Here is a 25,025-nt window from a genome sequence, read left to right as displayed (position 1 = left end):
AATGCGTATATTCATCTTGACATCCTCCAGCATCTGAGAATACGAGTATTCTCCGTTGTTTTTATAACTGAAAATTGAGATTTATTGGACACCACGCATGTATCCGGCACAACCGCAAGCGTAAGTGCAATCCTGGGAGATTGATAAGAAAGTTGGTATTTCTAACGTGTGAGACCGCGGTTATCAATCGCCACTGACTTTTGCCTCGATTTCGTCAACAATTTCTGGGTTTCTGAGTGTTGTTGTGTCTCCCAATTCTTCACCGTTTGCAATCTCCTCAAGAAGGCGTCGCATAATTTTGCCTGATCGCGTCTTTGGCAGCTCCTCGGTAAATATAACTTGTTCTGGTCGTGCAATCGGACCGATTCCATCTTCAACGCCTTTGATGATTGATTCTCTTAGGTCCTCATCTTCAGCATATCCGTCTTCAGTGATGACATATGCATATACAGCCTCACCTTTCAGATCATGATCACCGCCAACGACTGCTGCTTCTGCAACACCATTCACACCGACGATTGCTGACTCAATCTCCATGGTTCCGAGCCGATGTCCTGATACATTGAGTACATCATCAACCCGCCCCAATATTGTTATATAGCCGTCATCGTCGATCTTGGCGCCATCTTCCGGGAAATATACCCATTCATCGGTATCTGGGTCGGAATACTCCTCCCAGTATTCATCAATGAACCGTTCATCATTCTGATACAGCGTTCGAAGCATCCCCGGCCATGGTTTATTCACCGTAAGATATCCTGCCCGACCTGCATCGACGTCCTCACCGGCGGTATCAACAATTGTCGCATCGATTCCTGGCGAGGGTGGACCGGCAGAACCTGGTTTCATTGTCCCAATGCCCGGGAGAGTCGTAACCATCATTCCGCCTGTTTCTGTCTGCCACCATGTATCGACAATCGGGCAAGACTCATCACCGATGTGGGTATAATACCACTTCCATGCGCGTGGATTAATCGGTTCGCCAACAGTTCCAAGCAGCCGAAGACTCGATAAATCATGAGAGTCAGGATATTCCGTACCCCACTTCATGAAGGCTCGGATTGCTGTTGGAGCCGTATAGAACACATCAACGGCGTATTTTTCAATAATATCCCAGAGTCGATCCCGCTCGGGGTAATCCGGTGTTCCCTCATACATGACCGTTGTCGTGCCCAATGCGAGTGGACCGTAAACAATATATGAATGTCCGGTAATCCAGCCAATGTCAGCTGAGCACCAGTAGGTGTCACCAGGTTCAAGATCTAACACTGATTGTGCTGTCCAGGCGGTGTAAGCAAGATAACCGCCAGTTGTGTGTTTAACACCTTTTGGTTCGCCAGTTGTACCAGAAGTGTACATCAAAAACAGCATATCCTCAGCGTTTCGCTCAACGGGTGCAACTCGGTCACCGCGGTGTGCATCCATGAGTGAGTCCCAGTCATACTGCGTTTCACTCAGTTCATGACCGAATCCGTCATCGCCAAGACGGTCCACAACAACGCTTGCGGCGACATCGTGCTCGACATTATCAAGTCCTTCTTGTGCTTTCTGGAAGTGATCAAGTGCATCACCGCGTCGATAATACCCATCGGCGGTGATGAGATATTCAGAGTCGGCAGAATTCATCCGCGTTGCAAGCGCATCTGCGGAGAATCCAGCAAACACAACTGAGTGTGGGGCACCGATGCGTGCACATGCAAGCATTGCAATCGGAAGCTCAGGAATCATTGGCATATACATCGTGACAACATCGTTTTCTTTCACCCCAAGTTCCTGCAGTGTGGCAGCAAATTCATTTACTTCACGATACAGATCTTGATATGTATACGTGCGAGTGTTACCGTGTTCACCTTCCCACTTGATTGCAACCCGGTTTTTATTGCCGTCTTCGACATGCCGGTCAACGCAATTATATGCGGCGTTCAGATTACCATCAGCGAACCATTCGTAGAACGGCTCATCTGAGTCATCAAGAACAGTCGAGTATTCACTGTCCCAAGAAAGCAGATCAGCCGCGCGAGTCCAACACTCAGGCCAATTTTCAGAGAACTCATCATAAATGGCCTCGTCTGTGACGTTTGCCTGATCGACAAACGACGCCGGCGGATCAAAGCTTTCCTGCTCAGCAAGGCGTGCCTCGAGTTCGACATCGTCATCTGTCATAATCTATTCTAACTATTTTATGCATCAGGTATAAATCTGAAGGAATCATTCTGCATATCTGACATAGTGTCGTATGTAGCCAATAAATAACTCAGCTAGTCAGCTAGTCAGCTACCTCAGGGTCAAGCCCCAAAGTACCCGTTTTGATTCTTAATAAAAATACCTATAAGCAAATTCTAATATCGTGAGAAGTTGCGCCCCACTGCACTGATATATTGTGGATACTAATCGTTTGACTAGCTATCAAGTATTGGTTTAGTCTCAACAGTTATTTTATCCAAAATTTTCAATTTTCGCTTCGTCAGGATTTATCGAGGCAGATTCAAGCGCATCAGTTGCTGCCTCAATGAATCCTTCAAATCCATACACAAATGTTTGTTCTGTCGATACCCCAGTAATGATATCAGCAACCGCATCATCAAATTCCGGGGGGACGATTCCTGATTGACTATCAGATGCAGTGGTGAAGATTGTAACATTATTTCCCGCGTCTGCAAGCGCATTCAATCGTGGTCGATGCGCTGGAGTCGCCGTCTCAGAGACATAAACAATTGCAACCTCATTTCCAGCAGCATCCGCTGCATCGCCAATGCCAACCGCAGGACCGATTCCAGGTCCGCCAGCAAGCACAACAGCGCGGTCTGAATCCTCATAATAGTGCTGTCCAAATGGTCCAGCGATCGAGAGTTTTGACCCAGATTCGATATCAGCGAGATACTGACTGAACGGTCCTGCATCTGATGGGTCGATGCCAACGGTGATTTCGATAGTTTCCTCGACATCTGGTGATGAAATTGTATAAAACCGCGCATATTCTTCATCGTCGATGGTCGCTGTAACCCGAAGGAATTGTCCTGGTTTTGCAGTGAACGCTGGGGGTGACTGCATAGTAATCGTGACTGTCTGCGGACCAACGGATTGAGCTTCTTTGACAGTGACTGTTGCGTCCATACTAGATTGTCTATCCCTGATAAAAAGGGTCTTACCTTCTCAATTAACATTACTAGTGCTTGGTCGCGCATCTCCCAGTACACGATCTTGGTGATATTATAATATTTTATCAAAAATAAATTTACTTGATAGTATAATTTTTTATTGGACTCCGAAGTAATCCTAATTTATTTGATTCGATTATCAGTATTTATTGAGTAAGGTGGTGGGTTTTCAGAAGGTTTTTCTCTCGGTCTGACTTAGATTTTATCAATATGCCCGCGGACTTTAATTGGGCCATCGGCGGCGAAGCCGGCGATGGCATCGACTCGACGGGGAAGATCTTCGCTCAGGCACTCTCACGTGCGGGACGGCACGTGTTCACCTCGAAGGACTTCGCCTCCCGTATCCGTGGGGGCTATACGGCCTATAAGGTACGGACAGCCGTCGATCCAGTGCAGAGCGTCGTGGACAGACTAGATGTGCTGATTGCATTGACGCCACGCACTATCAAGGAAAATCATGATGAACTTCACGAAGGGTCTGTCATCATCTATGATGGTGAGCGGACAACAATGGAAAACGTTGAGATTCCAGATGGAATGGTCGGTCTTGACGTCCCATTAAAACGATTAGCTGAAGAAGCCGGTGGTGCGATTATGCGTAACGTCGTTGCGTTGGGTGCCGCATGTGCGGTCGCAGACTTTCCGATTGAAAATCTTGATAGCGCGCTTGAGAAGCGCTTTGGATCGAAGGGTCAGTCACTCGTCGAGAATAATAAGGAGGCTGCACGAAGTGGGCGCGATTATGTCGGTTCAGAGTATCACAACGAATTTGACTATAGTCTTGAGACGACAGATGCTGACTACGTGTTATTAAATGGTGACGAAGCAATTGGAATGGGAGCCATTGCTGCAGGATGTAAGTTCTATGCCGGGTACCCAATTACGCCAGCAACAAATGTAATGGAGTATCTAACAGGTCGAATTGAACAGTTTGGGGGACACGTTCTCCAAGCGGAAGATGAACTTTCGGCTATCAATATTGCATTGGGTGCCGCACGCGCCGGTGCACGAGCAATGACAGCGACATCAGGTCCGGGAATTGATTTGATGACAGAAACGTTTGGTCTTATTGGAACCTCTGAAACGCCACTTGTCATCGCCGACGTGATGCGGTCGGGCCCTTCAACTGGAATGCCAACTAAACAAGAGCAGGGAGATCTGAATATGCTGCTGTACGGTGGGCATGGCGAGATTCCTCGGTTTGTTGTTGCGCCGACAACAATCGCCGAGTGCTTTTGGAAGACAGTCGAAGCGTTCAATCTTGCTGAAAAATATCAAACACCGGTATACCTCGCGGCTGACCTTGCAATGGCGGTGACAGAACGGACATTCTCACCGGAAACATTCGATATGGACGACGTTGAGATTGAGCGTGGAAAGGTTGTTGATGAATCAACAATCGACCAGTGGCAGAATGAGAAGTCACAATTCCAACCACACGCACTCACTGATGATGGAATCTCGCCACGGGCGTTTCCTGGAACAACTGGCGGCGCACATATGTCAACAGGGCTTGAGCATGATGAACTCGGTCGGCGGACTGAAGACACAGATATGCGAGTTGAACAGGTGGATAAGCGGACACGGAAAGTCGAAACAGCACGTCGTGAAGAGGACCTGACACCTCGATCGTTTGGGAGTGAAGATGCCCCGAATCTCGTGATCTCATGGGGATCAAATGAGGGAGCAATGGTTGAAGCGATGAGTATTCTTGATGAGCGGGGTATTGACGTCCACTTCCTTTCAGTTCCGTATCTATTCCCACGGTATAATCTCACAGAAGCGATTGATGAAGCTGAGACGGTGATCGCTGTGGAGTGTAATGCAACCGGACAGTTTGCTAACGTGATTGAGCACGATGCACTTTCACGTGTTAATCGTGTGAATAAATACGATGGCGTACGATTTAAAGCAGACGAGCTTGCAAGCAAGATTGAACAGACAATCGATACTGCGAGTAGTGCGGGAACAAATGAAGAAACAGAAACAACGGAGATAACTCAATGAGCTCAGACGTTCGTTTCACTGATTTTAAATCGGATAAACAACCGACATGGTGTCCCGGCTGTGGTGATTTCGGGACGATGAATGGTATGATGAAAGCGTTAGCGAATACTGGCAACAATCCAGATAACACGTTTATTGTTGCTGGAATCGGATGTTCAGGGAAAATTGGAACGTATATGCATTCATACGCTCTCCATGGTGTTCACGGTCGGGCACTTCCTGTTGGGACAGGTGTGAAACTCGCAAATCCCGAATTGGAAGTGATGGTTGCTGGTGGTGATGGCGATGGATACTCGATTGGTGCTGGTCATTTCGTTCATGCAGTTCGTCGAAATGTCGATATGTCCTATATTGTCATGGATAATCGGATTTACGGACTAACGAAGGGTCAAGCATCGCCGACATCGCGTGAGGATTTTGAAACATCAACAACACCAGAGGGTCCACAGCAACCGCCGGTGAATCCACTTGCACTTGCGCTTGCTTCGGGAGGAACATTCATTGCACAATCATTCTCAACAGATGCACAACGACATGCAGAGATTGTTCAAAAAGCAATCGAGCATGACGGATTCGGATTCGTTAATGTATTTAGTCCGTGCGTTACGTTCAATGATGTCGATACGTATGATTACTTCCGTGACAGTCTTGTTGACGTTGCGGAATCAGGACATGACCCGACTGACTATGATGCTGCAAAAGGCAAAATCCTTGATGCTGAAAAAGAATATCAGGGTGTACTTTGGCAGAATGAGTCTGCAGTTGCATACGATCAAAAACATAGTATAACCCAAGATATGTCAGCGGTTGATTCAGGCGCACCTGATGACGCAATGGATCTTGTCCGTGAATTCTATTAATATTCAGTAATCACCAATCGATTCGTTATGACTGACGGGGTATATTATAATCAGTGGGTAGATGATGAATCACTTGAGATCGTAATATCATCAAGTATAATAGAATAGTGCGTTGTCGATATGCATCGGTTGAATCGAACTGTCTCCTGTAGTATATCAAACTTCACTGGATTTTTCAGTGAATATATTCGGATAATTGAAACTTCTGTTTCCGATTGGTTTTAACATCCAGAAAGCACAATTAATTCTATGTCAACTGAAGCCTACGATATTGTCGTCGTTGGCGGGGGGACCGCAGGGACATTCGCTGCGGCGACGGCAGCGTCGGAAGGGCTTGACGCTATTATACTTGAGCGAAAATCTGCGGATGAAGCAGGTCATATCGCGTGCGGTGATGCGATTAAAGGAACGAGCACATTCCCAGATGTCATTGATCGAAAATACCTCAAATCAGAATCATTCACCAACCAACGAATCCAGCGGGCTGTATTTGAGAACCCTCGTGGAGGAAGCGTTGATATTGACTTCGCTGATCACGGAGCTGTTCTTGATCGAAAACGATATGGAGAGATACTAATTGAAGAGGCTGAACGGAGTGGTGCGGAAATTCAATATGATACTGTTGTGCAGGATGTCTGTCAGGATGATGATGGAACTGTCACTGGAGTCCGTGCAACGCGGAATGGAACAGTACATACATATAACGCAGAGATTACTATTGACGCTGCTGGCGCACTCTCAATTCTCCAAGATAAAACCGATTTTACTGAGACATATTTTGATACGAATGTTTCATACTCACAGTTCTGCTCAGCATATAGAGAAGTGCTTGAGGTTCCGGATCCGGTTGAATATGATGATGCGATTGTGTTCAAACCAACAGACGAGTTAGGGTATCTCTGGTACTTTCCCCGAACAGCAACAGAGATTAATGTTGGATTAGGGTTTCAGATGACAGAAGATCCGATGCAACTTGTTGAGACACTTAAACAGGATATTATGACACGACCAGAATTGAAAAATGCAACTGTCAAAGATAAACTCGGTGCCTCGCTTCCGACACGACGCCCATATGACTCTGCGGTCGCTGACGGGTTTCTCGCAGTCGGTGATGCTGCCGGACATGTGAACCCAACAACTGGCGGTGGGATTCCAGGTGCCGCGAAATCTGCACATTGGGCAGCATTGCACGCTGTCGATGCAATTAGCGAGGGAGACGTCTCCGAATCGCGGCTGTGGGAATACAATACTGATGTAATGACAAGCTTTGGAAAGCGTTTCGCGGCGATCGATCTGTATAATCTCTGGGGAACTGCGCATAATGTCGATGAACTTGTTGAGATTGTCTCTGCTGTTCCCGGTCAACAACTTGCTGATGCACTTAGTAAGGGAACATCAAGTATGAGTCTCAAATTAAAATTAAAGACGCTTATCGATACTTTCGGTCATTGGGATGCACTGTATGAACTATACAAAGTGAGCCGCCGTGCAACGGAAATTACTCAGGTTTATGATGCGTATCCAGACTCACCGTCAGCGTTCAAAGATTGGCAGGCGAATCGTGATGAACTAATGGACGAATTCTATGATCTTACTGGCGCAACGCGGAAATATTGAGCTACTGAGGATGGAAGAGCAGTCATTGATACCAGAACTCTCACGCACGCAGGAATTGACTCATGCCAAGCATGCGTGGACTCACTCATCATACAGTGTGTTTTTCTGAAATGGGAGACTGCGCTGGCGATGTATAACACTTACACTGGTAGCGAGGCGAAGGCTCACGTCTTTGTCTTTTACGCATAAATTCACAGCATCCCACCATGTCGTTTTAGCCGCTGTAGAGGAGGACCTGAGAGAAATCCTGACGGACTGAGACGCCGATCAAGTCACAGAGGCTGCTCAAACCGGGTCAACCCGTCGTCGGCATACCCGGTTGCTCGGGATAAGACTCCCAACTCCCGACGATAAAAGCAATTTTTACTGCTTCTCCCCGTCCATCTCGTCGGCATGGCTTATGGGTAAAAGACAGGGTTTGAGCCGTGGGAGGAGGTCAATAACAGTCATCTCTCAGTGAGGCGGGTGATTCAGACATCCAATGGCTTTTGCATGCACCTTCTATTAACTTGATATGATGGCACAGCAATCACCAACGAGTTCAGTTGCTCCGACAGCCGATGGAATGCCACTTCTCGGGCTTGGAACATGGGAAAATGATAATCCATCAGAATGCGCGAATACAATTAAGATAGCACTTGAGATGGGGTATCGGCACATAGATACTGCACAGGTGTACGGTAATGAGGGAGCTGTTGGTCAAGGCATTGCTGCTGCTGACGTTCCTCGAGAGGAGATGTTCATTGCAACAAAGGTATGGATTGATAAGCTTGGATACGAGGATGTCCTGACATCGACGCAAAGAAGTCTTGAGAAGCTTGGAATCGATACTGTTGATCTGTTGTATGTACATTGGCCGGTTGATACGTATAATCCGGTGGAGACGTTTCGGGCGCTTGATAAGCTTGTCTCGGATGGAAAAGCCGACCGTATTGGGATTAGCAATTTTGAACCAAACCAGGTTGATACTGCGATTGAGAAAGCAAATGTGCCGATATTTGCAAATCAAATTGAAATTCACCCTCTCCTGCCACAGCAGGAACTGCGAGATCACTGTAGCAAACATGATATTGAGCTTGTTGCATACTCCCCACTAGCTCGCGGTGCGGTATTCGATGTTCCGGAGATTACCGCAGTCGCTAATAATCATGATGTGAGTGAAGCACAGATTGCATTAGCATGGCTTCGACAAAAGGGAATTACAGCGATTCCAAAAGCCGTTGGACACGATCATATTCATGATAATTGGACATCACTTGATCTGGAACTTACACCAGCAGAGATTGAGCAGATTGATTCAATTGAGCGAACTAACCGGTGTGTTGACCCACGCTTTGCACCATGGTAATGAAGCGTATATAGGATTGTTATTACAATCTGAATAAATCTTGTGCCTTCTTATGTGGTCCGACGCATAATCAATCAAGCATACTCAACTCTCCATAGCTTAGTATATCTTACTGATATATTGACACTCTCCCGGCGCGAAAGCGAGAGGATTCCCCGAAGGGGAGTTTGAGGTTCCATGTTTCCTCGAGGTTTAACGACGCTTTCGCGCGCGATTTTTAATGTGAGTCGTCTAATTATATGCTGAGCAGGCGCAATACCACGGCCTTCAGACCGTGGATACGCGCCGTCACGCCCTCCAAAATCCTACTATCGTCGCTCGATTCAAACTTCAAAATACACATATTTAACTGAGAGGCAATCACACCATAAAACAGGAATCGGTTGGAAACAGAGCGATTCCCGCCAATCCTACGATGGCGGCCTGTCCGCCCCAAGCAATCAGACAATCATCGGAACCAGTCTGGTGAACGGTCGGTTCCGATACTGAACCGATGCAGATGCAGTTGCAGTGCCCGACTGCTTGAAAACACCACAGAAAGTAACTCCGAGTTTGCTAACGCCTGCCGGCGTCCCTGCGGCAAAAACAACGCTTGCGCTTGGACGCCGTACATGGTCGAGAATAGGAGTACCGGCGGCTTGGCACCGCCAGCAGTCCCACCCGCCCCCGCACCCGTCTCAGACCGCGAACAACCCTTCAGATTCGCACTGGCTGGTTGTTCGGTGGGAGTGTTGAACCTGAAACTCCCAACGCTCGGGATTCCTCCGCGTGAACCCGGAGGAGGATGTCAATACCGAGGACGTGCACACAACTGGGTCTTCCCATCATCGTCGCTGGTCGAAGAACAGTGGACTGTGAAACAGTCGTACCGTGCGTAGGGAAGCCCATTATTATATCGTATGATCGATCCCCGAATAAGATTGAGGATTCCAAATTTGGTGGGTTATTGTCGGTGGATTATGTTATCGACTGTCGGATATGTCCCCGCCCTGAAAAGCGGGATTCTACTCTTTCGTCTTTCATAATCAGAAACCGATTTGTCGTCGGAGATGCAACGCTGGAACATGGAATTTAATCGTGGAATAACAGGTGGTGCCCTGGTGGGAATCGTCGCGCTTGGGACAGCAGGATTGATTCTGACCGAGATGATGCCCGCACAGATTGTATTAATGATGGTAACTCCATCGATGCTTGTGTTTGGACTTCTTTGTTTGGTAATCGGTGTTAAGCACGGCGAGTATCGGACAACAGCAAGGTGATATCTTCATCCGCCATATGTCGTGCTCGGCAAACAGCAAGGATTCTATCGCAGATGAAATATAAATTGCGCTCGCAGGGCGCGTTTGGACCCGCTTGACACCATAGCTCCAACTTCGATATCGGTATAGATGCAGGTATCACTCGTCCGTGCGCTTGAACGTATCTTGAATATCAAAATATACGATCTGTGCCCAGTATGCTGACAGGCATAGCTTTTCTTTTGATGTTATGTATATGTATTCTGCAGGAATCCCGATTTTGAGCAGGTAAACAACCTCGGGCGCGGTGACCCGAGACTTTTGTTGGTTCTCTCAGCCGTGCACTAGCAGTCCTTGCTTGGCAAGCGAGTCGGATGAGGGTGGGCGGCTTACGTGCCCCGACCCAGACAGACGCACCAACCGAATGTGGCTGGGTTTTGTGAGTCTGGTAATTCGATTCGCTACTATCGAGTTTAATATGATGTCCTAAGTATCGACATCCGGTTCTTGACGTACTGGAAGGAAATATGAATGTGAGGGAGTCGTTTAGTGAGACTGCCGACCACTTTGGACAGAAAATTCTGGCGTTGGAGACGACAGACCAAGACGACCACGTGCACTTGTTTATGCAAACTGGCTCGAAGCACAGTCCAGCGGATATTGATCGGCAGTTCAGGTCGGCCTCCGGCAAGCACCTACTGGAATAGGATCCCAAGATTCGAGAGTCCTGTTTCTGTGGTGGCGGATTCTAGAAGATTGGATACTCCGTGGGAACGACAGGTGCGGTGTCGGAGGAAGTGATTAACGAGGATATCGAAGAGACGGAACTCACGCTGTTTTTCATTTAGATGAGATATTGCGGATAATTAATATTCCCCTCCACCTGAAGGCGGGAGGGATCACGGCACCGTACCGCTTCGCTTGGTCGGGAGTGTCAGGTCCAGGTTTGGGTTTTGGTTTTGGTTTTGCTTTGCAGACTCCCAATACCAAGCCAGCACACCGTTGGAATCGATGTGTGACCGGTCACTGGGCAATCTCCGGGGAGTGCCAAGCCCCCGCTATCCTCACCCGAGGCGAAGTCCCTGTGTTGGTTGTGCCACAGGAGCGGTGGTCAGTGGTCGGCATTCGGGTTCACTGGACTCGGAGTTACTTGTATTGGTGACGATAGCCCGATGGTTGTTTGATTCCCGCGTTGGGCACACCCTGTTTCCAGCGTGGGCGGACACTCACACTCGAACCGCAACCTTTCGGGCACTCGGCTACATCGGTGTCAGAGCCAATGCGCCGTTGTCCAGCAAAACCGGTTGGAAACCACAGTATGACGGCGTGTATCCACGCCGTTTAATGATTCAACAAACTTCTGGGTGAACTGATTCACTAATTCGATGCGAGAGAACTACCCTGACCGATGCATGTCTAATTAAGCACACAGTTCTTTTATTAACTACTACACGGTGTGGTATTGCGCCTGTACCATCTATGAGTCTGATTTTCACACTCGAGTGAGTGGCAATATGATGATTAATGCTGTGTAAGGTCATCATCTGTCTGATTATTAACACTCGCTGCAACACGTACACCAATAATGCTGATAATAATACCAACGATAATGAATGTCGCGAGTCGTTGCTGTGGTGTTATCACATAATTGAAAACTTCTGGAGTAGTAAGGATAGTCTCGCGCTGAAGAAACCATCCGGCAAAGCCACGAACGACAAATCCGAGCGCAACAACCCCAAATGGGAGATTCAAGTATGGTGTTGTGATACGCTCGCTCTCAATAAATTCATCAAGCAGGCGACCAGCGCTAACAGTGAGCGCCGCAAGTGCAAGCCACGGAATAGCACTATAAACGAATTGCACTGATTGGACAATAACAGAGTCAGCACCGACCGTCGTTGGGATTGCAAGTGCACCGAGAAAGACGCCAACAAGTGCAAGTCCAGCACCAACCGCATACGTCACAACTGAGACACGACCGGAATAGAGTGCTGTCTGAACCTGTTCTGGTGCTTCTTCAAGATACTGATCAATTGCAAGTCCCTTGTATAATAATACGGCACCAAGAAGCGCAGTCAATCCAGCAAGTGCAATAGTCGGTGGAAATTGTATCAGAAGAATAGGGAGAAATAGCAGTGTCGTACCAAGCGGAACGAGCACTGTTGTGCGAAGTTCCTCATCCGCGAGGAATTGTTTAAGAAGGTAATACGTTGATTGGATATCGTGGGCTTGTCTGACTACGACACGATTAACCGAATCAACACGAATTCGACTTTCAATGACAGGTATAACCTGTTCATCATTCGCAGAGTCAATGACGACAATCGCTGACTCTGCATCATATCTCTCAGCGAGCGTATCTAATTCTGCTGCAAGCGATCGATCAGCACCGACAAGTGAGCCACTCCCTCCAGAGACGACTGCGACTGTTGGGTCGGCATCATCATCTTGGAGTTTCCGAGTGACGCGGAGTGCCTCAAGAATACAATTAACACTTGAATCCTCTGGATCAACGAGTCCGAGTTCTGTCACTAATGATTGAACAGCCTCCCATCCGACGATAGGAGTCTCAAAATCTGAAACACGACCGACATCATCTGATCGGTCGACACAGAGGACTAACGTGCTCACGTGTACGTTATTATTGTACCATCGTATCTATCTTTCCTCAAAATATGACCGTAATCTGAATTATATATGAATAGTAGGAAAATAAAGACTCGTGAACTACCCTGTTTACTCGCTGCCCGTGGCGGCTCCCTGAAGAAGAGTGTCTTGTCGCCTGGTTAGTGATAAATCCAAAATCAACCTCTATAGGCGGAGCAGGGAGAAGAGCCCAACTCTTCTGGTCGGGGTTGGTCAGTATATACCATGCGATCGGTCTACTTCAGAAGCACCGACAGATAGGGTATTTCTTTTGAGTTCGTCATTTATAACGCACTACGGGTTGGGTGACCCGCGGAACTCTCGCTGTGTTCTTTAGAGTAGACCTGTTTTTTGGAGTTTCATCAGGTCTTCGGTATCGAGGGTTTCGCCTTCTTTGAACTTCTGATAGATTTCTTCAGCTTCTTCTTTTGCAGCCTCGCGCTCCTCGGTGCGTTCATCCTCTCGTTCTTGCTCTTCTTGTTTATCGAGTTCACGAAGGCGCTTTTGCACGCGAACAAAGTCCTCATGATGTTCATCAGCTGTCTCTTGTGCCTCAACAAAAAGCTCGTGCATAGCATCAGCTTCATCGCGAATATCATCAGCCTCGCGATACGCCTCAATCATTTGATTATGATGTTCTTGTGCGTTATCAGCGAGCTCGGTGACTTTCTGGTGATGCTGAGAAGCTTCTGAGCGGACTTCCTCCGCTTGTTCTTTCAGTGAGTCAAGTTCACCACTATCTTCGACTTTCTGTTTTTTCTGCTGAAGTTGCTCGCGTTTGTCTTCGATCTTTTCGATAAGTTCACGCTCATCTTCCGAAGAAAGGACCTCAGTCTGTTGGCGGAACTCAAGTTGCTCAATCTCATCTTCAAGCTCCTCAATATTTTTTCCCTCATCAAGTTCAAGTTCAGCTTTCATTTCCTCGACTTGGTCGAACAACTCATTGGCTTCTGCATTGAGTTCATTTCGCTTGTCCTTGTGCTCTTGAACCTGTTCATTCAGTTCATCGCGCTTTTCACGATGTTTCTGAGCTTCATCAACCTTCTCACGCGTTTTCGCATTTAGTTCATCGCGTAGTGAAGCCCGTTCTGAGGCCATTTGATTAAGATCGTTTCGCCGATCACGGAGTTGACCGGCGACTTTGATTAGCTGTCCCTTTGACCCATTATCCAGTTTACTATCGGTGAGACTGATATTATCTGATTCTTTGAGTGACTCTACATCGTGTGTTTCAACAACACTATTTTTCGTTACCATGCGTAATTAAACCTCGATACCATCACCGCTCCGGACCGTGGCGGTCGCGTATTGAATACAATTGTCAGTGTTGATACTGTATTCAATGAACTATGCAGCCCTGATTGAGTAATAAAAGAAGATCGCACCTCTGTAGGTCTGCGAACACTGCTGTAAGAATTTCCGATCATCCTGCGTGCTGTTCCGCCTGAACGCCGGAGGCGTTCTGGTATTGTATCATATATTCCATCGATATTTAATTGCTTTGGTAGCGTAGGGTCGCGAATATGTCCGTCTCAAGGCGTCAAGTACGTGGTACTGACTCACACGGAGAATTATGATATGTATATAAACAAAGGTGGCATCAAAATCGGTCATATGAGGTGAATTACCCTATTCTCACGGAAGCCGAATCAGCAGTTGAGTAGGGTGTGAATTCCTGTTTCTACAGATTAACAGGCAGAGTGCCTCGGGGCTTGACCCCGAGGTACTTCACAATGTATGTTCCATCCACAGACGTTGATGCGCCAGTGATTGTGAACAGAGGCAGCGCAGTCTCCACAGGCGTCGTAGCTTCGGACTCTCGCAGTCCTCGCTTTTCGAAACCACGAGAAAAATGTTGATTGGCGCGTTTGCACCTATATCCATCCTGAACCCACACGCAGGACACGATTGGACAATATTCATGTCCGCACTGCACCAGTTCTTCGGGGCGTGAACGTGAACACCGGTACCAGTGGCTTTAATCTCATCTTCGGTGCCTTCGTGGGCTTCGTTTTCGTGTCTATCTGTCGCTACATCAGAGACATTGTATTAGACTAACCGTATTGTTCGTGGGGCTGTGGGATTGCAACAGGATAGTATTTGAGATGATGAGGACGCTGTATCCCCGCTATCCTGCGCTTCGCTTTGTTGCGTTGTTGCTTGAGGATTGGGTCTCAGCGTCTAAAAACTGCTAAATATACTGGGTCACACAATTCATTCAATGTCTACCGAATCGGAGAATAAGAATCACTCAACTGAGACAAAAGAGTTCTCAGAGGTCATTCACGCACAGGGTCATACCAATGTTTCTGCGAGGCACGCAAGCACGCTTGAAGTGACAAGTGATGATTGGCTCACACCCGCTGGTGATTGCATTCTTGGTATTGACGCAGATCGAGTCCCCTCCGATTTTGACACTGAATTTATTCAGGCTTGTCAAAGCCCAAATGCAATCATAACAGCAACGATTACGGTTGAATCTGAGGCAGTCGGAACACATACTGAAAAAATAACCGGATCTGGGAGCCCACAGTTGAGTTTTGATAATAATCGGAGCCATGTTGCCCGCACAAGCACATATACCGACGACCGAACAGTGCTTGTTGACGGTGATACCGCTGCTGCAGATATTGATCGGGACATGATTGATGCGTTAACAACAGGTGCTAAGCTCACACTAGAATTATCAGTCACAATCCAAGCAGATTGATCTCTTCCAACGATAGGACTGAGATGAGATGATGAGCCTCTACATCATGTGCTTCCTTTATTCTCAAAAGCACACTTTCATATGGGACGCTGAGAGGGCATCAACTCGTGATTGTGTAATACGGTTTTGAGTGTGTAACCCCCAACTGGGCGCTTTTCCTATCAAAGTCAATAAGGGTAGTTTAGTATACAGGGTCAAGCAGAACACCTGCGGGTTCAGCCACAGGATGAATCCGACACCCCAGAGGAAATCTACCCTGCAATAGCCACGCTGAGATTTGGGACTCCGGAGATTGAATTGATAGGCAAGCCTATCTATAGATAGGAATCAGATCAAAATAGGGCGATTCCGCTCACTCCGACGATGGCGGCCTGTCCGCCCCAAGCACTCAGACAGTAATCGGAACCAGTCAGGTGAACGGTCGGTTCATATAATATACTGAACCGATGCAGATGCAGTTGCAGTGCCCGACTGCTTGCAAACACCGCAGAAAGTAACTCCGAGTCCGTCGAAATCTGCCGCACTCCCCGAGGCACAACCAACTCCGGGAGTCCGAACACGATGGAGGACAGGAGTACCGGGGGCTGAGATGTGTCACTCCCAGCAGTCCCACTCGACTCGCCACAGTCCGTGAACCCCACACGGATTCTCACCGTGCCGTTCGGTGGAACTGCAAACCTGAAATCTCCAATGCTTACGCTCAGGATTCCTCCACGTTTACGCGGAGGAGAATATCAATTATATTATAGAATGCAAGAATAATACCCGCGTTTTCAGCCGCCGGAGGATGTCGAACTCACTTGATCTGCAGTCGTAATCATATACTATGATTGCATATTTTGCGGATCGTTTGGGTGTTGATATCAAACGCTGTCAGTCGTCTCAGATTCAATCTCAAAACCAGCCTCATCTGCCTGTTCAAGTTCACTCTCGCCGGTGAGGACAGCACAGAGCTCATCAAGAACAGCGTCTGCGCTCGCAAGATTTGTTGCAAGTGGGACATCATGAACATCGCATAGCCGAAGGAGTGCAGTGATATCTGGCTCGTGCGGTTGTGCAGTCAGTGGATCTCTAAGGAAGATAACGCCACTACAGGTGCCACTTGCAATCTCAGAGCCGATCTGCATATCACCGCCAATCGGACCTGACTGTTTGCGCTCAATCGGAAGTCCTGTAGCCTCTTTGAGTCGTTTGCCAGTTGTTCCGGTTGCCATCAACTCAAACCTCTTAAGATCATCTTGGCGATTACGAGCGAATTCAATCATATCGGGCTTCTTCTCATCATGAGCGATTAGTGCAAGGCGCATACTGACATTGTTTTATGCGGGAGTAAGAATATTAACGCTTCGAAACAATCATTTAAATTAGTGAAACAAACGAGGTCGATAGTTCATCAGCTGACAGATATGCGAGTACAATAAGATCAGAGTCTTTTATTCTGAAGATCGAATTTCAGCATCAACAAGCTCTGCAGCCTGAGTGAGAGCACCAACTGAGCTAAGATGACCAGCGCCGACAGACGCCTTCATTGCTTTTGCCGCAGATCCAGTGAGTACCTCAGGACCCAATTGTGCAACTGTATCATCACCGATGGTGACAATCCATCCTGGAACTTCAAATCGATACGGATCTAGACGCGGTTCAAATCCACCGCCACCGTTGATATCATATTCAACGAGTTGAGAGAGATTGTCTGCAACAGTGCGAGCCTCCCGAAGAGCCGCCGCCGCTGAGGCTGGTATCGACTCACCGTCAGCATCAATTCCGCGACCAGCATCGCCAACGATGAATGTCCGTGTCCCAGCGCGAAGGTCACTCTGGACCGTTGGTCGATTCTTATCCATCGCATCAGTGCCGCGAATACCACCGGTCCAGACAAATATGTCAGCGTCAAATTCACCAGTGTCGGTCTTGACGATATTCTCGCATGCACGCTCAACTATCGTTGCTGTTGATGTTCTCACACCGTTATCACTGAGTGCATCACTAACAGCACTCTGGAAGTTCTCAGGAAAGTTTGGGGCGACAGTCGGCTGCTGCTCAATAAGCGTGATATTCGTTTGAATACCGGCTTCGTTGGCTAATGCTGCAAGCTCACCAGCAGTCTGTATACCTGATAACCCTGCCCCACCAACAACGATGTCGACAGGGCTCGTATCGTTCGTGGGTACTGCATCATATTGTTGTGGGTTAATGTTGATATCAGAGGGTGACTGCTGGCGAGGATTCGATATCTCTGCGGAGGAATCAGCAGTAGACATGACACCTGCGGCTTCAAATAAGGCAGTGCGGATTGCTAATGCATCTGCAGTTGTATTCAATGGAAGTCCATGTTCTGCAACACCTGGAATGTCATAATCGGCAGTAACAGAGCCAAGGCAAATCGCGCCGTAATCATACTCGTGTGTCGTCCCAGTGTTGAGCTGTGCTGTTTGTGTTTCAATATCAATGTCCTGAATGTGAGCCGTTTGGACAGTCGCGCGGTCAAAAAGAGTAGTAAGTGGAACCTCGATAATATCTGCAACACGAGGGCGGCGGATAACACGATGAACCTCATGTTTGAGCAGATGCGTGTCAGAATCATCGATAACGGTCAATTCGATATCTGAACAAAGTGATGATTCAAGCTGCTGAGCAAGTGTCACACCGGCATATCCGGCGCCGAAAACGGTGACGTTCATATTGATGCGATGTCCTCAAGCGGCATAGCCCGACGGATTAAAATAACGAATCACTTGCAGAGAGCACCGTTGCTGGTCCACCGACAGTCCAGATATCGGTATCAATACCAATATCGGAAATTGCAGATTCAACAGTATCTACGTGTGCGGCGGTTGTATTCACATAGACACTCGCACCGGTGTCAGTTGAGAAATAAACCGGGATTGACTCACGCTCACGGAGTTCGCGGACAGTATTGAACACTGCAATCGTTTGTGGCTGCCAATAGACCCAGCCAGCAGGACCAGTCATCGTTGCTGCTGTCAATGATAGCGAGTCATGCTCAGCCAATTCGAATATCCGATCGAAATCAGCATCATACAGTGCATCACGCATCGCATCAATTTGATGATGGACGTGTGCTAAACGCGCATCAAACATATGACTCTGTGCGGCCTCACGATGTGCCTCCTCCGTTTCTTTATATGCAGGAACGTGCGCTGCAACCGTTCGAACGGTCGCATCAAGATCGGTCTCAATCCGTTCAGCATGACAATCGGTATCGTTCATTCCAGAGTATAATTGTGAAAATGCGCCGGTCACGGCACGGGCAGCAGACGATGATCCTCGCCGAGCGATTGTTGAAATTTCTGGATGCGTAAGTTCTTCTCCAGCAGCGGTCACAAGTGCCATTGCTGCCGCGGCAAATCCGGATGAAGAGGACCCAAACCCAATATTTGAGGGAAATGAATTTGTTGAGACCAATCGGACGGGGTCCCGAATTCCAGTTCGCTCACGGACATGCTCTACAACAGCATCAATCCGTTCTGCTGCTCGCCCCTCAACACGTTCGTTATCTATTATATACACGTCCCCAGAAGCATCAGATTGGAATTCAACAGTCGTTGTTGTTGCACTTGGTGCTGTACAAACACTAATACTGTCATGGTAGGGATAGCGTTTGTCACTGTCTCGCATTCCATGATATTTAATCAGTCCCTGTATTGGGTGGGCACGTGCAGTTGCTTTCATATCAACAGGGCGGAGAGACGCGAGGTTAAATATCCCGATAATAATTATATAACGAGAAACAGATATCGTTCAATTGTGTATATAACCTATGTACACCGGTCGGACAACACAGCCATGTTGTTTATGTGATAACCCCAATACAGCCGTGCGAGTCGATATTCCACCACGTTCAATTATGTTGATGCAAAATGCCGGGTCCGTCGCTTGGCGCGATATTGTTGGAACTGTATCAGTGCATTTCTGCGCGGATGATTGGAAACTCATTATTGAGCTTGTAACTGAGATGAAAATGAATCCACTTGGTCGATGCAATGTTGCTCGTGCATCATTCAATATTCGAGAAGATTTCGAGGCACTCCTTGCTGGGACAAAAGATGAACCAGATCAGACAACCCTCGAATCGCGGCTAATTACAGAAGCTCGTGAGACCATTGATGAGTATGAGCATGACCCAATGATTGAGACGCGAGATTATGTTGAAGCGTGGATAACCCTCGATACATTGAGTGAACTCGATATTATCGACACATCATGGGAGTAGTATAAAAGACTCATGTGTTTGTAGTGACACCCTTGCCCGCCGTGAACGGCGGGATTCTCTCGCTGATTAAAGATAGTTGACCGCACAGTTGACATCCTCCTCCGCGTGTGGTGCTCCTGAAAACTTATTGAGGAATTCAATTCAAAATCTTGTCATAGAGTAGCTGCTGATACTGTTGCGTAGGACCGATAGTTCAAGATGTTTCATGGAGTACTAAAGGCCGTGGTATTGCGCCTGCTCAGCATATAATCGAATGATATGTTATTTTTGTGATCTGATCTATCGCCGGATATGAAAGCCATCAATTCCTTCAGGCTCTGTATATGACACAGAGACATCAGAAACACTTGCATCAGGGCTTCCAGTGTGACACCACTCAATAAGAGAATCAACTGCAGACTCAGGTCCTTCAAAGACTGCTTCAACACGACCATCATCAAGATTTCGCACCCACCCTCTGACGCCGCGTTCACGAGCCGCATCGCGAGTAGATGCACGATAAAAGACTCCTTGGACAGTTCCAGAGACAAACACATGTGCCCGTGTTCGAGTTTCGCTCATGATATGAATACACTGTGAGCAACCAGATTATTCTGTCGCTCAACTGGGTTATAAGTAGTCAAAGTAACTGCCTGTATACATATGTCTGACCCGAATAGTCACCGTGGAAGCGTGGGTTGAATAACTGATAGGCTAATGAATAATTAATATGGGTTTATTTGGAACTGCCGGGATCCGTGGTGATGTAACAACGACGGTCACACCATCATTGGCACTAGAGATTGGGCGCGCGCTTGGGGTAGATGCTGCAGCGGAGGATGCTGAGGTCGTTATCGGGCGTGATGGGCGGACGAGTGGACCAGGACTTGCTGCTGCTGTTGAGTCTGGGGTGCTCGCGGCTGGCGTCGATGTGACCCGTGTGGGTGTTGTTCCAACACCAGCGTTGGCATACGCCTCAAAAGGACAATATGGGGTAATGCTCACCGCATCACATAATCCACCAGCCGATAACGGAATCAAGCTTTTTAGACAGGGAACAGAATACACTCGAGATCGTGAAAAAATAATCGAGTCACGTGTGACTGCTGAGAACACGCCAGTTTCATGGCAGACATGGGGAACAACCGCTCATGCAGAGATCATCTCAGGATATCGGGATACAGTGCTGACATATGCAAATAAGTACGGGAAGACACCAGCAGAGCTTACAATAGCTGTAGACTGTGGAAACGGTGTTGGAGCACTTGCAACACCGCCGATTCTTGATCGAATGGGCGCAGAGGTAGTGACGCTCAATGGCGCTATTGATGGGCACTTTCCAGGACGAGAGTCAAAGCCAACGGCAGAATCACTCACAGACCTCCGGACAATCGTAGAGAACGGACAGTTTGATTTTGGTATTGGGCATGATGGTGATGCCGATCGTCTTGTTATCGTTGATCGAGATGGGGCAGTTGTACACGAAGATACTGTTCTTGCAATCCTTGCAGCACATCTTGTTAATGTAAGCGATGTGGCAGATCCAGTGGTCGTCACGACCCCGAACGCCTCAGCTCGAATCGACGAACATGTTCAGGCAGCAGATGGTCGAATTGAGCGCGTTCAGTTAGGATCATTACATGAAGGCATCAGAGATGCTGAAATAGCAGGTGGAGATGTTGTCTTCGCGGGTGAGCCATGGAAGCATTCACACCCAGCGCTCGGCGGATGGATTGACGCTATTGCTTCTGCAGCGGTATTGACGCGGCTCATTGCAGAAGATGGACTTCCAACACTTCGAGGACCGATTCGTGAACGTCCATATCGCAAGGAAAGCCTCGAATGTCCTGATGAAAAGAAATCAGCGGTGATGGAATATCTAAAACAGACAGCAGCCGAGGAGTTCCCTGATGCAGAAATTGAAACAGAGCACGGCATCCGCGCTACGTTTCCAGACAATGCGTGGACGCTTATCCGACCGTCAGGAACGGAGCCATACGTTCGCGTGTACGCTGAAGCCACGCCGGAAACGATTGACTCGCTTACCCAAAATGCAATAACAACTGTATCAGCTGCGGTTAATGCAGTGGATACGACTGATACTGTTGATAGTCAACCCGAATGACTGTTGAAAGTGAACTGAGACATCTCGTATCCACCTTCTATACCGGTGAGAACTCAAAACTACTATTCAGGATGAAGGTATTAGTAGGTTGATGATTATCACTGATATGCTTAAGATAACTGTTGATTATCGTATGAGTCCATACAATCAAAATGATCTCCGGATAGCTAGCTAATTGAATGGAAAAGCACCATATTGATGTTCTGACATATTACTGCGCGATAAGAAAAATAGGGAATATAATCGGATATATGATTAATTAGGCGAGGTGAGTGCCTGAATAAGAAATACTCGAGTCGAACAACAGCTGAAATTGAGACATGTCATTTTCTATTTTCCAATCCACGCAACTCTCTAAGGTGAACAACCCCGACCACCGGGGTTCTCGCCCTGCTCCGCCTATAGATATACATATCAGATATAGTATCTGATGACTAATATCAATAGTTGATATTACATCAGATGTTTGATCTTGACATCCTCCTGGCTTGAAGACGCCGGACTGCCACGGTACCGCACCGCTGAGTTGGGGATTTCAGGTGCAGTTTCACAAACTGCCAAGCTCACACACCGTGCAAATTGGTATGCAACCGGGCAAGGGGCAACCTCTTCAGAGTGCCACATCTCAGCCCTCGTACTCCTATCCTCACCCAAGAACACGTTCACATATTGTTTTTGCTACGGGAGCGGTGGTCGGTAGTCGGCACTCGGGTTCACCAGACTCGGAGTTACTTATATTGATGATTGCTTGTCGCCTGTTATTTGATTCCCTGAAGAGCATATCTTGTTTCCAGTCTCGGTGGATACTCACACGCGAACTGCCAATTTTCGGGCATGTGGCCGCACTAAGATCGTAGCCAGCGTCCCGATATATCAATACATAATACTGTCGAGGAAAAGATCAAAAAATCCCCGTCCCCGTCCGACGGCGCGTATCCACGATGTTAAACGGCGTTGGATTGCGCCTGTTCAGCCTATAACAACAAAGAGTTTTGACTGCGGACATGAGACGAACAGGTATGAGTGCTTCACAGGAGCATGACATCGTCATTGTCGGTGCAGGGACAGCCGGATGCTATGCTGCAGCGACAGCTGCTGATGCCGGACTTGATGTCATTATTCTCGAGCGAAAGACTGCTGCAGAGGCAGGTCACATTGCCTGTGGTGACGCATTAAAGGGTGCAGATAAGTTCCCTGAGGCAATCCCAAAATCACAACTTGATTCAGCGTTCACCAACACAGGTGTTGATCACGGTCGATTTGAAATCCCTCAAGAGGAGACAGTGCTTGAAATCCCCGTTCCGGGTGAACTTGCTGTTATTGATCGTCTTGAATATGGTAATCGACTAATCGAAGGCGCAGAAAGGGCTGGGACAACGTTTCAGTACAATACTGTTGTACAGGATGTAGTGCAGAATGATAGTGGGACCGTTGTTGGTGTGAAAGCAACAAATAATAATGATGTCATTGAGTACAACGCTGATATTGTGATTGATGGAGCAGGTGCACTGTCTATCCTGCAAGATAAAGCTGATTTCAGTAATACAACATTTGATACGAATGTCTCATACTCACAGTTCTGTTCGGCATATCGTGAGATTGTTGAGGTTGAAGAGCCTGTTGAGTGGGACGATGCATTGGTATTCAAGCCAACCGAGCGAGCGGCTGGTTATCTATGGTATTTCCCGCGGACTGAAACAACAATCAATGCTGGGCTTGGATTCCAGATGAGCGAGGAGCCAATGAATCTGGTTGATGACCTTGCACGCGATCTTAGAAAACGCTCAGAATTCAATAATGCGACTGTCAAAGATAAACTCGGTGCTTCACTCCCAACCCGTCGTCCGTACGATTCTGCTGTTGCCCCTGGATTCATCGCTGCTGGCGACGCTGCTGGGCATGTAAATCCAACGACAGGTGGTGGGATCGCCGGGGCAGCTTTTGCTGGAATGTATGCTGGACAGCAAGCAGTTACAGCTATTTCTGAGGGTGATGTGAGCGAAGCATCACTATGGGAATATAATGAACGTGTGATGGGAGACTTCGGAACCCGGTTTGCCGGATTAGATGTATATAATGTGCTTTCAACCGCGATTGATGTTGATGACCTCATGGGACTTTTAGCATCACTTCCTGGTGAGAAATTGGCTGAAGCCCTATACTCAGGAACAACGTCGTTTAGTCCGTTGTTGATTCTCAAAACTATCAAGAACTCGTATGGTCATTGGGGGCAGATTCTGAACTTTTATCGAACAAAGAATCTTGCGGATGATCTCATGGGGCAGTATGAGCGATACCCAAGTCGTCCGGAGGCGCTTGATAGCTGGAAATCCGCACGTGATGATGTAATGGACCAGATATACGATGTGACAGGAGCCGATGTGAAGTATTGAATTAATGATAAAAGTATGAAAACGTCAAATAACCAGAGATAGTCTATTCATAAAATTTAGTATATCGATATAAATACGTCGCCTTAGGCTACCAGAGCAGAGTTATCACGCAGTTTCAAGAGAACGTTATCCTTCGACCTCGACCGTCTCCTCAATTTTCATCTCATCGAGCTTTCCGACAATATGATTAAGTTTTTCATCGAGTTCATCAACAAACTCATGAGTCTGCTCAGTCGTAATTGCACCTTGACTAGACGGTTCTATGAGACTTTCTTCTTCAAGAACACGCAGAGAATATCGAACCTTATGATGTGGATAGCCGGTTTCGTTCGACATCTTAACGATGCCGATGGGCTCGCTGTCGATAACCATCCTAAGAACCTGCAAGTGACGTTCCAGCATATCTACTTCTTTTTCAAGTCTATCTATCATGTCACCTGTTAACTCGTCTGGACGAGATTTAAGTGTTGTCCTCTAGGTGGTTATATGAACAATATTTCTCTATATGTGTCGTATATATCTTAACTGTGTGGATTTCCTCCAGATAAAAACCGATGACTGTGTTATCTCTATTTTACACCCCTCGATCGGTAAAAATGGGTTTGACACTCCAAAATCAGACATTATTATACAATAGAATTACTCACGAACTGAGACGTCAGCTGGATTTAATAGAATCGTATTTGATATCTTCGTCAATCTGTAGCTCA

Annotated in this window: 18 protein-coding genes and 1 pseudogene; 10 read left to right on the top strand and 9 right to left on the bottom strand. The window is 47.4% G+C overall.

From position 1 onward, the window contains the following. Nucleotides 1–183: 183 nt before the first annotated feature. Together acs and HQRW_RS02980 are read right to left on the bottom strand one after the other, a co-directional pair. Complete coding sequence (gene acs, locus HQRW_RS02985) at nt 184–2,163, bottom strand: acetate--CoA ligase (protein ID WP_014555409.1); 1,980 nt, start codon at nt 2,161–2,163, stop codon at nt 184–186. A 273-nt stretch (nt 2,164–2,436) separates the two neighbouring features. Then, the gene (locus HQRW_RS02980) at nt 2,437–3,114 is read right to left on the bottom strand and encodes an FAD-dependent oxidoreductase (RefSeq protein WP_014555408.1); all 678 of its coding nucleotides are present in this window, start codon (nt 3,112–3,114) and stop codon (nt 2,437–2,439) included. 254 nt (nt 3,115–3,368) lie between these two features. Between HQRW_RS02980 and HQRW_RS02975 the strand changes: the two genes are divergently transcribed. The 6 genes and pseudogenes from HQRW_RS02975 to tnpA form a co-directional block, all read left to right on the top strand. After that, nucleotides 3,369–5,165 (top strand): 2-oxoacid:acceptor oxidoreductase subunit alpha, encoded by a 1,797-nt coding sequence (locus tag HQRW_RS02975; protein ID WP_011570816.1) that lies wholly within the window; start codon nt 3,369–3,371, stop codon nt 5,163–5,165. Beyond that, a complete protein-coding gene (locus tag HQRW_RS02970; protein WP_014555407.1) occupies nt 5,162–6,025 on the top strand; it encodes a 2-oxoacid:ferredoxin oxidoreductase subunit beta in 864 nt (287 codons plus the stop codon). The genes HQRW_RS02975 and HQRW_RS02970 overlap by 4 nt, the downstream gene beginning before the upstream one ends. A gap of 249 nt (nt 6,026–6,274) precedes the next feature. Next, nucleotides 6,275–7,642, top strand: coding sequence for a geranylgeranyl reductase family protein (locus tag HQRW_RS02965; RefSeq protein WP_014555406.1), 1,368 nt, complete (start codon nt 6,275–6,277; stop codon nt 7,640–7,642). A gap of 514 nt (nt 7,643–8,156) precedes the next feature. Then, nucleotides 8,157–8,990 (top strand): aldo/keto reductase, encoded by an 834-nt coding sequence (locus HQRW_RS02960; RefSeq protein WP_014555405.1) that lies wholly within the window; start codon nt 8,157–8,159, stop codon nt 8,988–8,990. 1,064 nt (nt 8,991–10,054) lie between these two features. After that, a complete protein-coding gene (locus tag HQRW_RS02955) occupies nt 10,055–10,249 on the top strand; it encodes a DUF7333 family protein (RefSeq protein WP_014555404.1) in 195 nt (64 codons plus the stop codon). Between the two features lie 461 nt (nt 10,250–10,710). Next, nucleotides 10,711–11,076: pseudogene (gene tnpA, locus HQRW_RS14800) on the top strand (IS200/IS605 family transposase); the annotation flags it as partial. A 673-nt stretch (nt 11,077–11,749) separates the two neighbouring features. Here the strand turns inward: tnpA and HQRW_RS02945 are convergent. After that, nucleotides 11,750–12,859, bottom strand: a complete 1,110-nt coding sequence (locus HQRW_RS02945; protein WP_014555403.1) for a DUF373 family protein — start codon at nt 12,857–12,859, stop codon at nt 11,750–11,752. 348 nt (nt 12,860–13,207) lie between these two features. Continuing rightward, complete coding sequence (locus HQRW_RS02940; protein WP_011570811.1) at nt 13,208–14,131, bottom strand: coiled-coil protein; 924 nt, start codon at nt 14,129–14,131, stop codon at nt 13,208–13,210. Between the two features lie 964 nt (nt 14,132–15,095). Between HQRW_RS02940 and HQRW_RS02935 the strand changes: the two genes are divergently transcribed. Further along, nucleotides 15,096–15,584 carry a DUF371 domain-containing protein gene (locus HQRW_RS02935; protein ID WP_014555402.1) on the top strand — a complete coding sequence of 163 codons (489 nt, stop codon included), beginning with the start codon at nt 15,096–15,098 and terminating at the stop codon, nt 15,582–15,584. Nucleotides 15,585–16,447: 863 nt separating this feature from the next. Here the strand turns inward: HQRW_RS02935 and HQRW_RS02930 are convergent. From HQRW_RS02930 to mvaD, 3 genes are all read right to left on the bottom strand, one after another. After that, nucleotides 16,448–16,891 (bottom strand): methylglyoxal synthase, encoded by a 444-nt coding sequence (locus tag HQRW_RS02930; protein ID WP_011570808.1) that lies wholly within the window; start codon nt 16,889–16,891, stop codon nt 16,448–16,450. A gap of 126 nt (nt 16,892–17,017) precedes the next feature. Further along, nucleotides 17,018–18,265 carry an NAD(P)/FAD-dependent oxidoreductase gene (locus tag HQRW_RS02925; protein ID WP_014555401.1) on the bottom strand — a complete coding sequence of 416 codons (1,248 nt, stop codon included), beginning with the start codon at nt 18,263–18,265 and terminating at the stop codon, nt 17,018–17,020. A 37-nt stretch (nt 18,266–18,302) separates the two neighbouring features. Beyond that, complete coding sequence (gene mvaD / locus HQRW_RS02920) at nt 18,303–19,277, bottom strand: phosphomevalonate decarboxylase MvaD (protein WP_014555400.1); 975 nt, start codon at nt 19,275–19,277, stop codon at nt 18,303–18,305. 88 nt (nt 19,278–19,365) lie between these two features. Between mvaD and HQRW_RS02915 the strand changes: the two genes are divergently transcribed. After that, entirely contained in the window at nt 19,366–19,818 is a 453-nt protein-coding gene (locus HQRW_RS02915; RefSeq protein WP_014555399.1) for a hypothetical protein, read from the top strand. 279 nt (nt 19,819–20,097) lie between these two features. Here the strand turns inward: HQRW_RS02915 and HQRW_RS02910 are convergent, their stop codons facing one another. Then, the gene (locus HQRW_RS02910; RefSeq protein WP_011570804.1) at nt 20,098–20,379 is read right to left on the bottom strand and encodes an acylphosphatase; all 282 of its coding nucleotides are present in this window, start codon (nt 20,377–20,379) and stop codon (nt 20,098–20,100) included. A 148-nt stretch (nt 20,380–20,527) separates the two neighbouring features. Between HQRW_RS02910 and HQRW_RS02905 the strand changes: the two genes are divergently transcribed. Then, a complete protein-coding gene (locus HQRW_RS02905) occupies nt 20,528–21,922 on the top strand; it encodes a phosphohexomutase domain-containing protein (protein ID WP_014555398.1) in 1,395 nt (464 codons plus the stop codon). A gap of 1,019 nt (nt 21,923–22,941) precedes the next feature. After that, nucleotides 22,942–24,315: a geranylgeranyl reductase family protein gene (locus HQRW_RS02900; protein WP_014555397.1), complete on the top strand. Its 1,374-nt coding sequence runs from the start codon at nt 22,942–22,944 to the stop codon at nt 24,313–24,315. A 126-nt stretch (nt 24,316–24,441) separates the two neighbouring features. Here the strand turns inward: HQRW_RS02900 and HQRW_RS02895 are convergent, their stop codons facing one another. After that, nucleotides 24,442–24,747 (bottom strand): hypothetical protein, encoded by a 306-nt coding sequence (locus HQRW_RS02895; RefSeq protein ID WP_014555396.1) that lies wholly within the window; start codon nt 24,745–24,747, stop codon nt 24,442–24,444. Between the last annotated feature and the right edge of the window lie 278 nt (nt 24,748–25,025).

It is taken from the genome of Haloquadratum walsbyi C23 (genome assembly GCF_000237865.1).
In the GTDB taxonomy this organism is placed as follows: domain Archaea; phylum Halobacteriota; class Halobacteria; order Halobacteriales; family Haloferacaceae; genus Haloquadratum; species Haloquadratum walsbyi.
Note: the sequence above shows the minus strand (reverse complement) of the source record. Positions and strands in the feature narration are given on the sequence as shown.

Bases quoted from the DNA above. Each gene is read 5' to 3' on its own strand.
- acs (WP_014555409.1), bottom strand. From the start codon at position 2,163: ATGACAGATGACGATGTCGAACTCGAGGCACGCCTTGCTGAGCAGGAA.
- HQRW_RS02980 (WP_014555408.1), bottom strand. From the start codon at position 3,114: ATGGACGCAACAGTCACTGTCAAAGAAGCTCAATCCGTTGGTCCGCAG.
- HQRW_RS02975 (WP_011570816.1), top strand. From the start codon at position 3,369: ATGCCCGCGGACTTTAATTGGGCCATCGGCGGCGAAGCCGGCGATGGC.
- HQRW_RS02970 (WP_014555407.1), top strand. From the start codon at position 5,162: ATGAGCTCAGACGTTCGTTTCACTGATTTTAAATCGGATAAACAACCG.
- HQRW_RS02965 (WP_014555406.1), top strand. From the start codon at position 6,275: ATGTCAACTGAAGCCTACGATATTGTCGTCGTTGGCGGGGGGACCGCA.
- HQRW_RS02960 (WP_014555405.1), top strand. From the start codon at position 8,157: ATGATGGCACAGCAATCACCAACGAGTTCAGTTGCTCCGACAGCCGAT.
- HQRW_RS02955 (WP_014555404.1), top strand. From the start codon at position 10,055: ATGGAATTTAATCGTGGAATAACAGGTGGTGCCCTGGTGGGAATCGTC.
- HQRW_RS02940 (WP_011570811.1), bottom strand. From the start codon at position 14,131: ATGGTAACGAAAAATAGTGTTGTTGAAACACACGATGTAGAGTCACTC.
- HQRW_RS02935 (WP_014555402.1), top strand. From the start codon at position 15,096: ATGTCTACCGAATCGGAGAATAAGAATCACTCAACTGAGACAAAAGAG.
- HQRW_RS02930 (WP_011570808.1), bottom strand. From the start codon at position 16,891: ATGCGCCTTGCACTAATCGCTCATGATGAGAAGAAGCCCGATATGATT.
- HQRW_RS02925 (WP_014555401.1), bottom strand. From the start codon at position 18,265: ATGAACGTCACCGTTTTCGGCGCCGGATATGCCGGTGTGACACTTGCT.
- mvaD (WP_014555400.1), bottom strand. From the start codon at position 19,277: ATGAAAGCAACTGCACGTGCCCACCCAATACAGGGACTGATTAAATAT.
- HQRW_RS02915 (WP_014555399.1), top strand. From the start codon at position 19,366: ATGTACACCGGTCGGACAACACAGCCATGTTGTTTATGTGATAACCCC.
- HQRW_RS02910 (WP_011570804.1), bottom strand. From the start codon at position 20,379: ATGAGCGAAACTCGAACACGGGCACATGTGTTTGTCTCTGGAACTGTC.
- HQRW_RS02905 (WP_014555398.1), top strand. From the start codon at position 20,528: ATGGGTTTATTTGGAACTGCCGGGATCCGTGGTGATGTAACAACGACG.
- HQRW_RS02900 (WP_014555397.1), top strand. From the start codon at position 22,942: ATGAGTGCTTCACAGGAGCATGACATCGTCATTGTCGGTGCAGGGACA.
- HQRW_RS02895 (WP_014555396.1), bottom strand. From the start codon at position 24,747: ATGATAGATAGACTTGAAAAAGAAGTAGATATGCTGGAACGTCACTTG.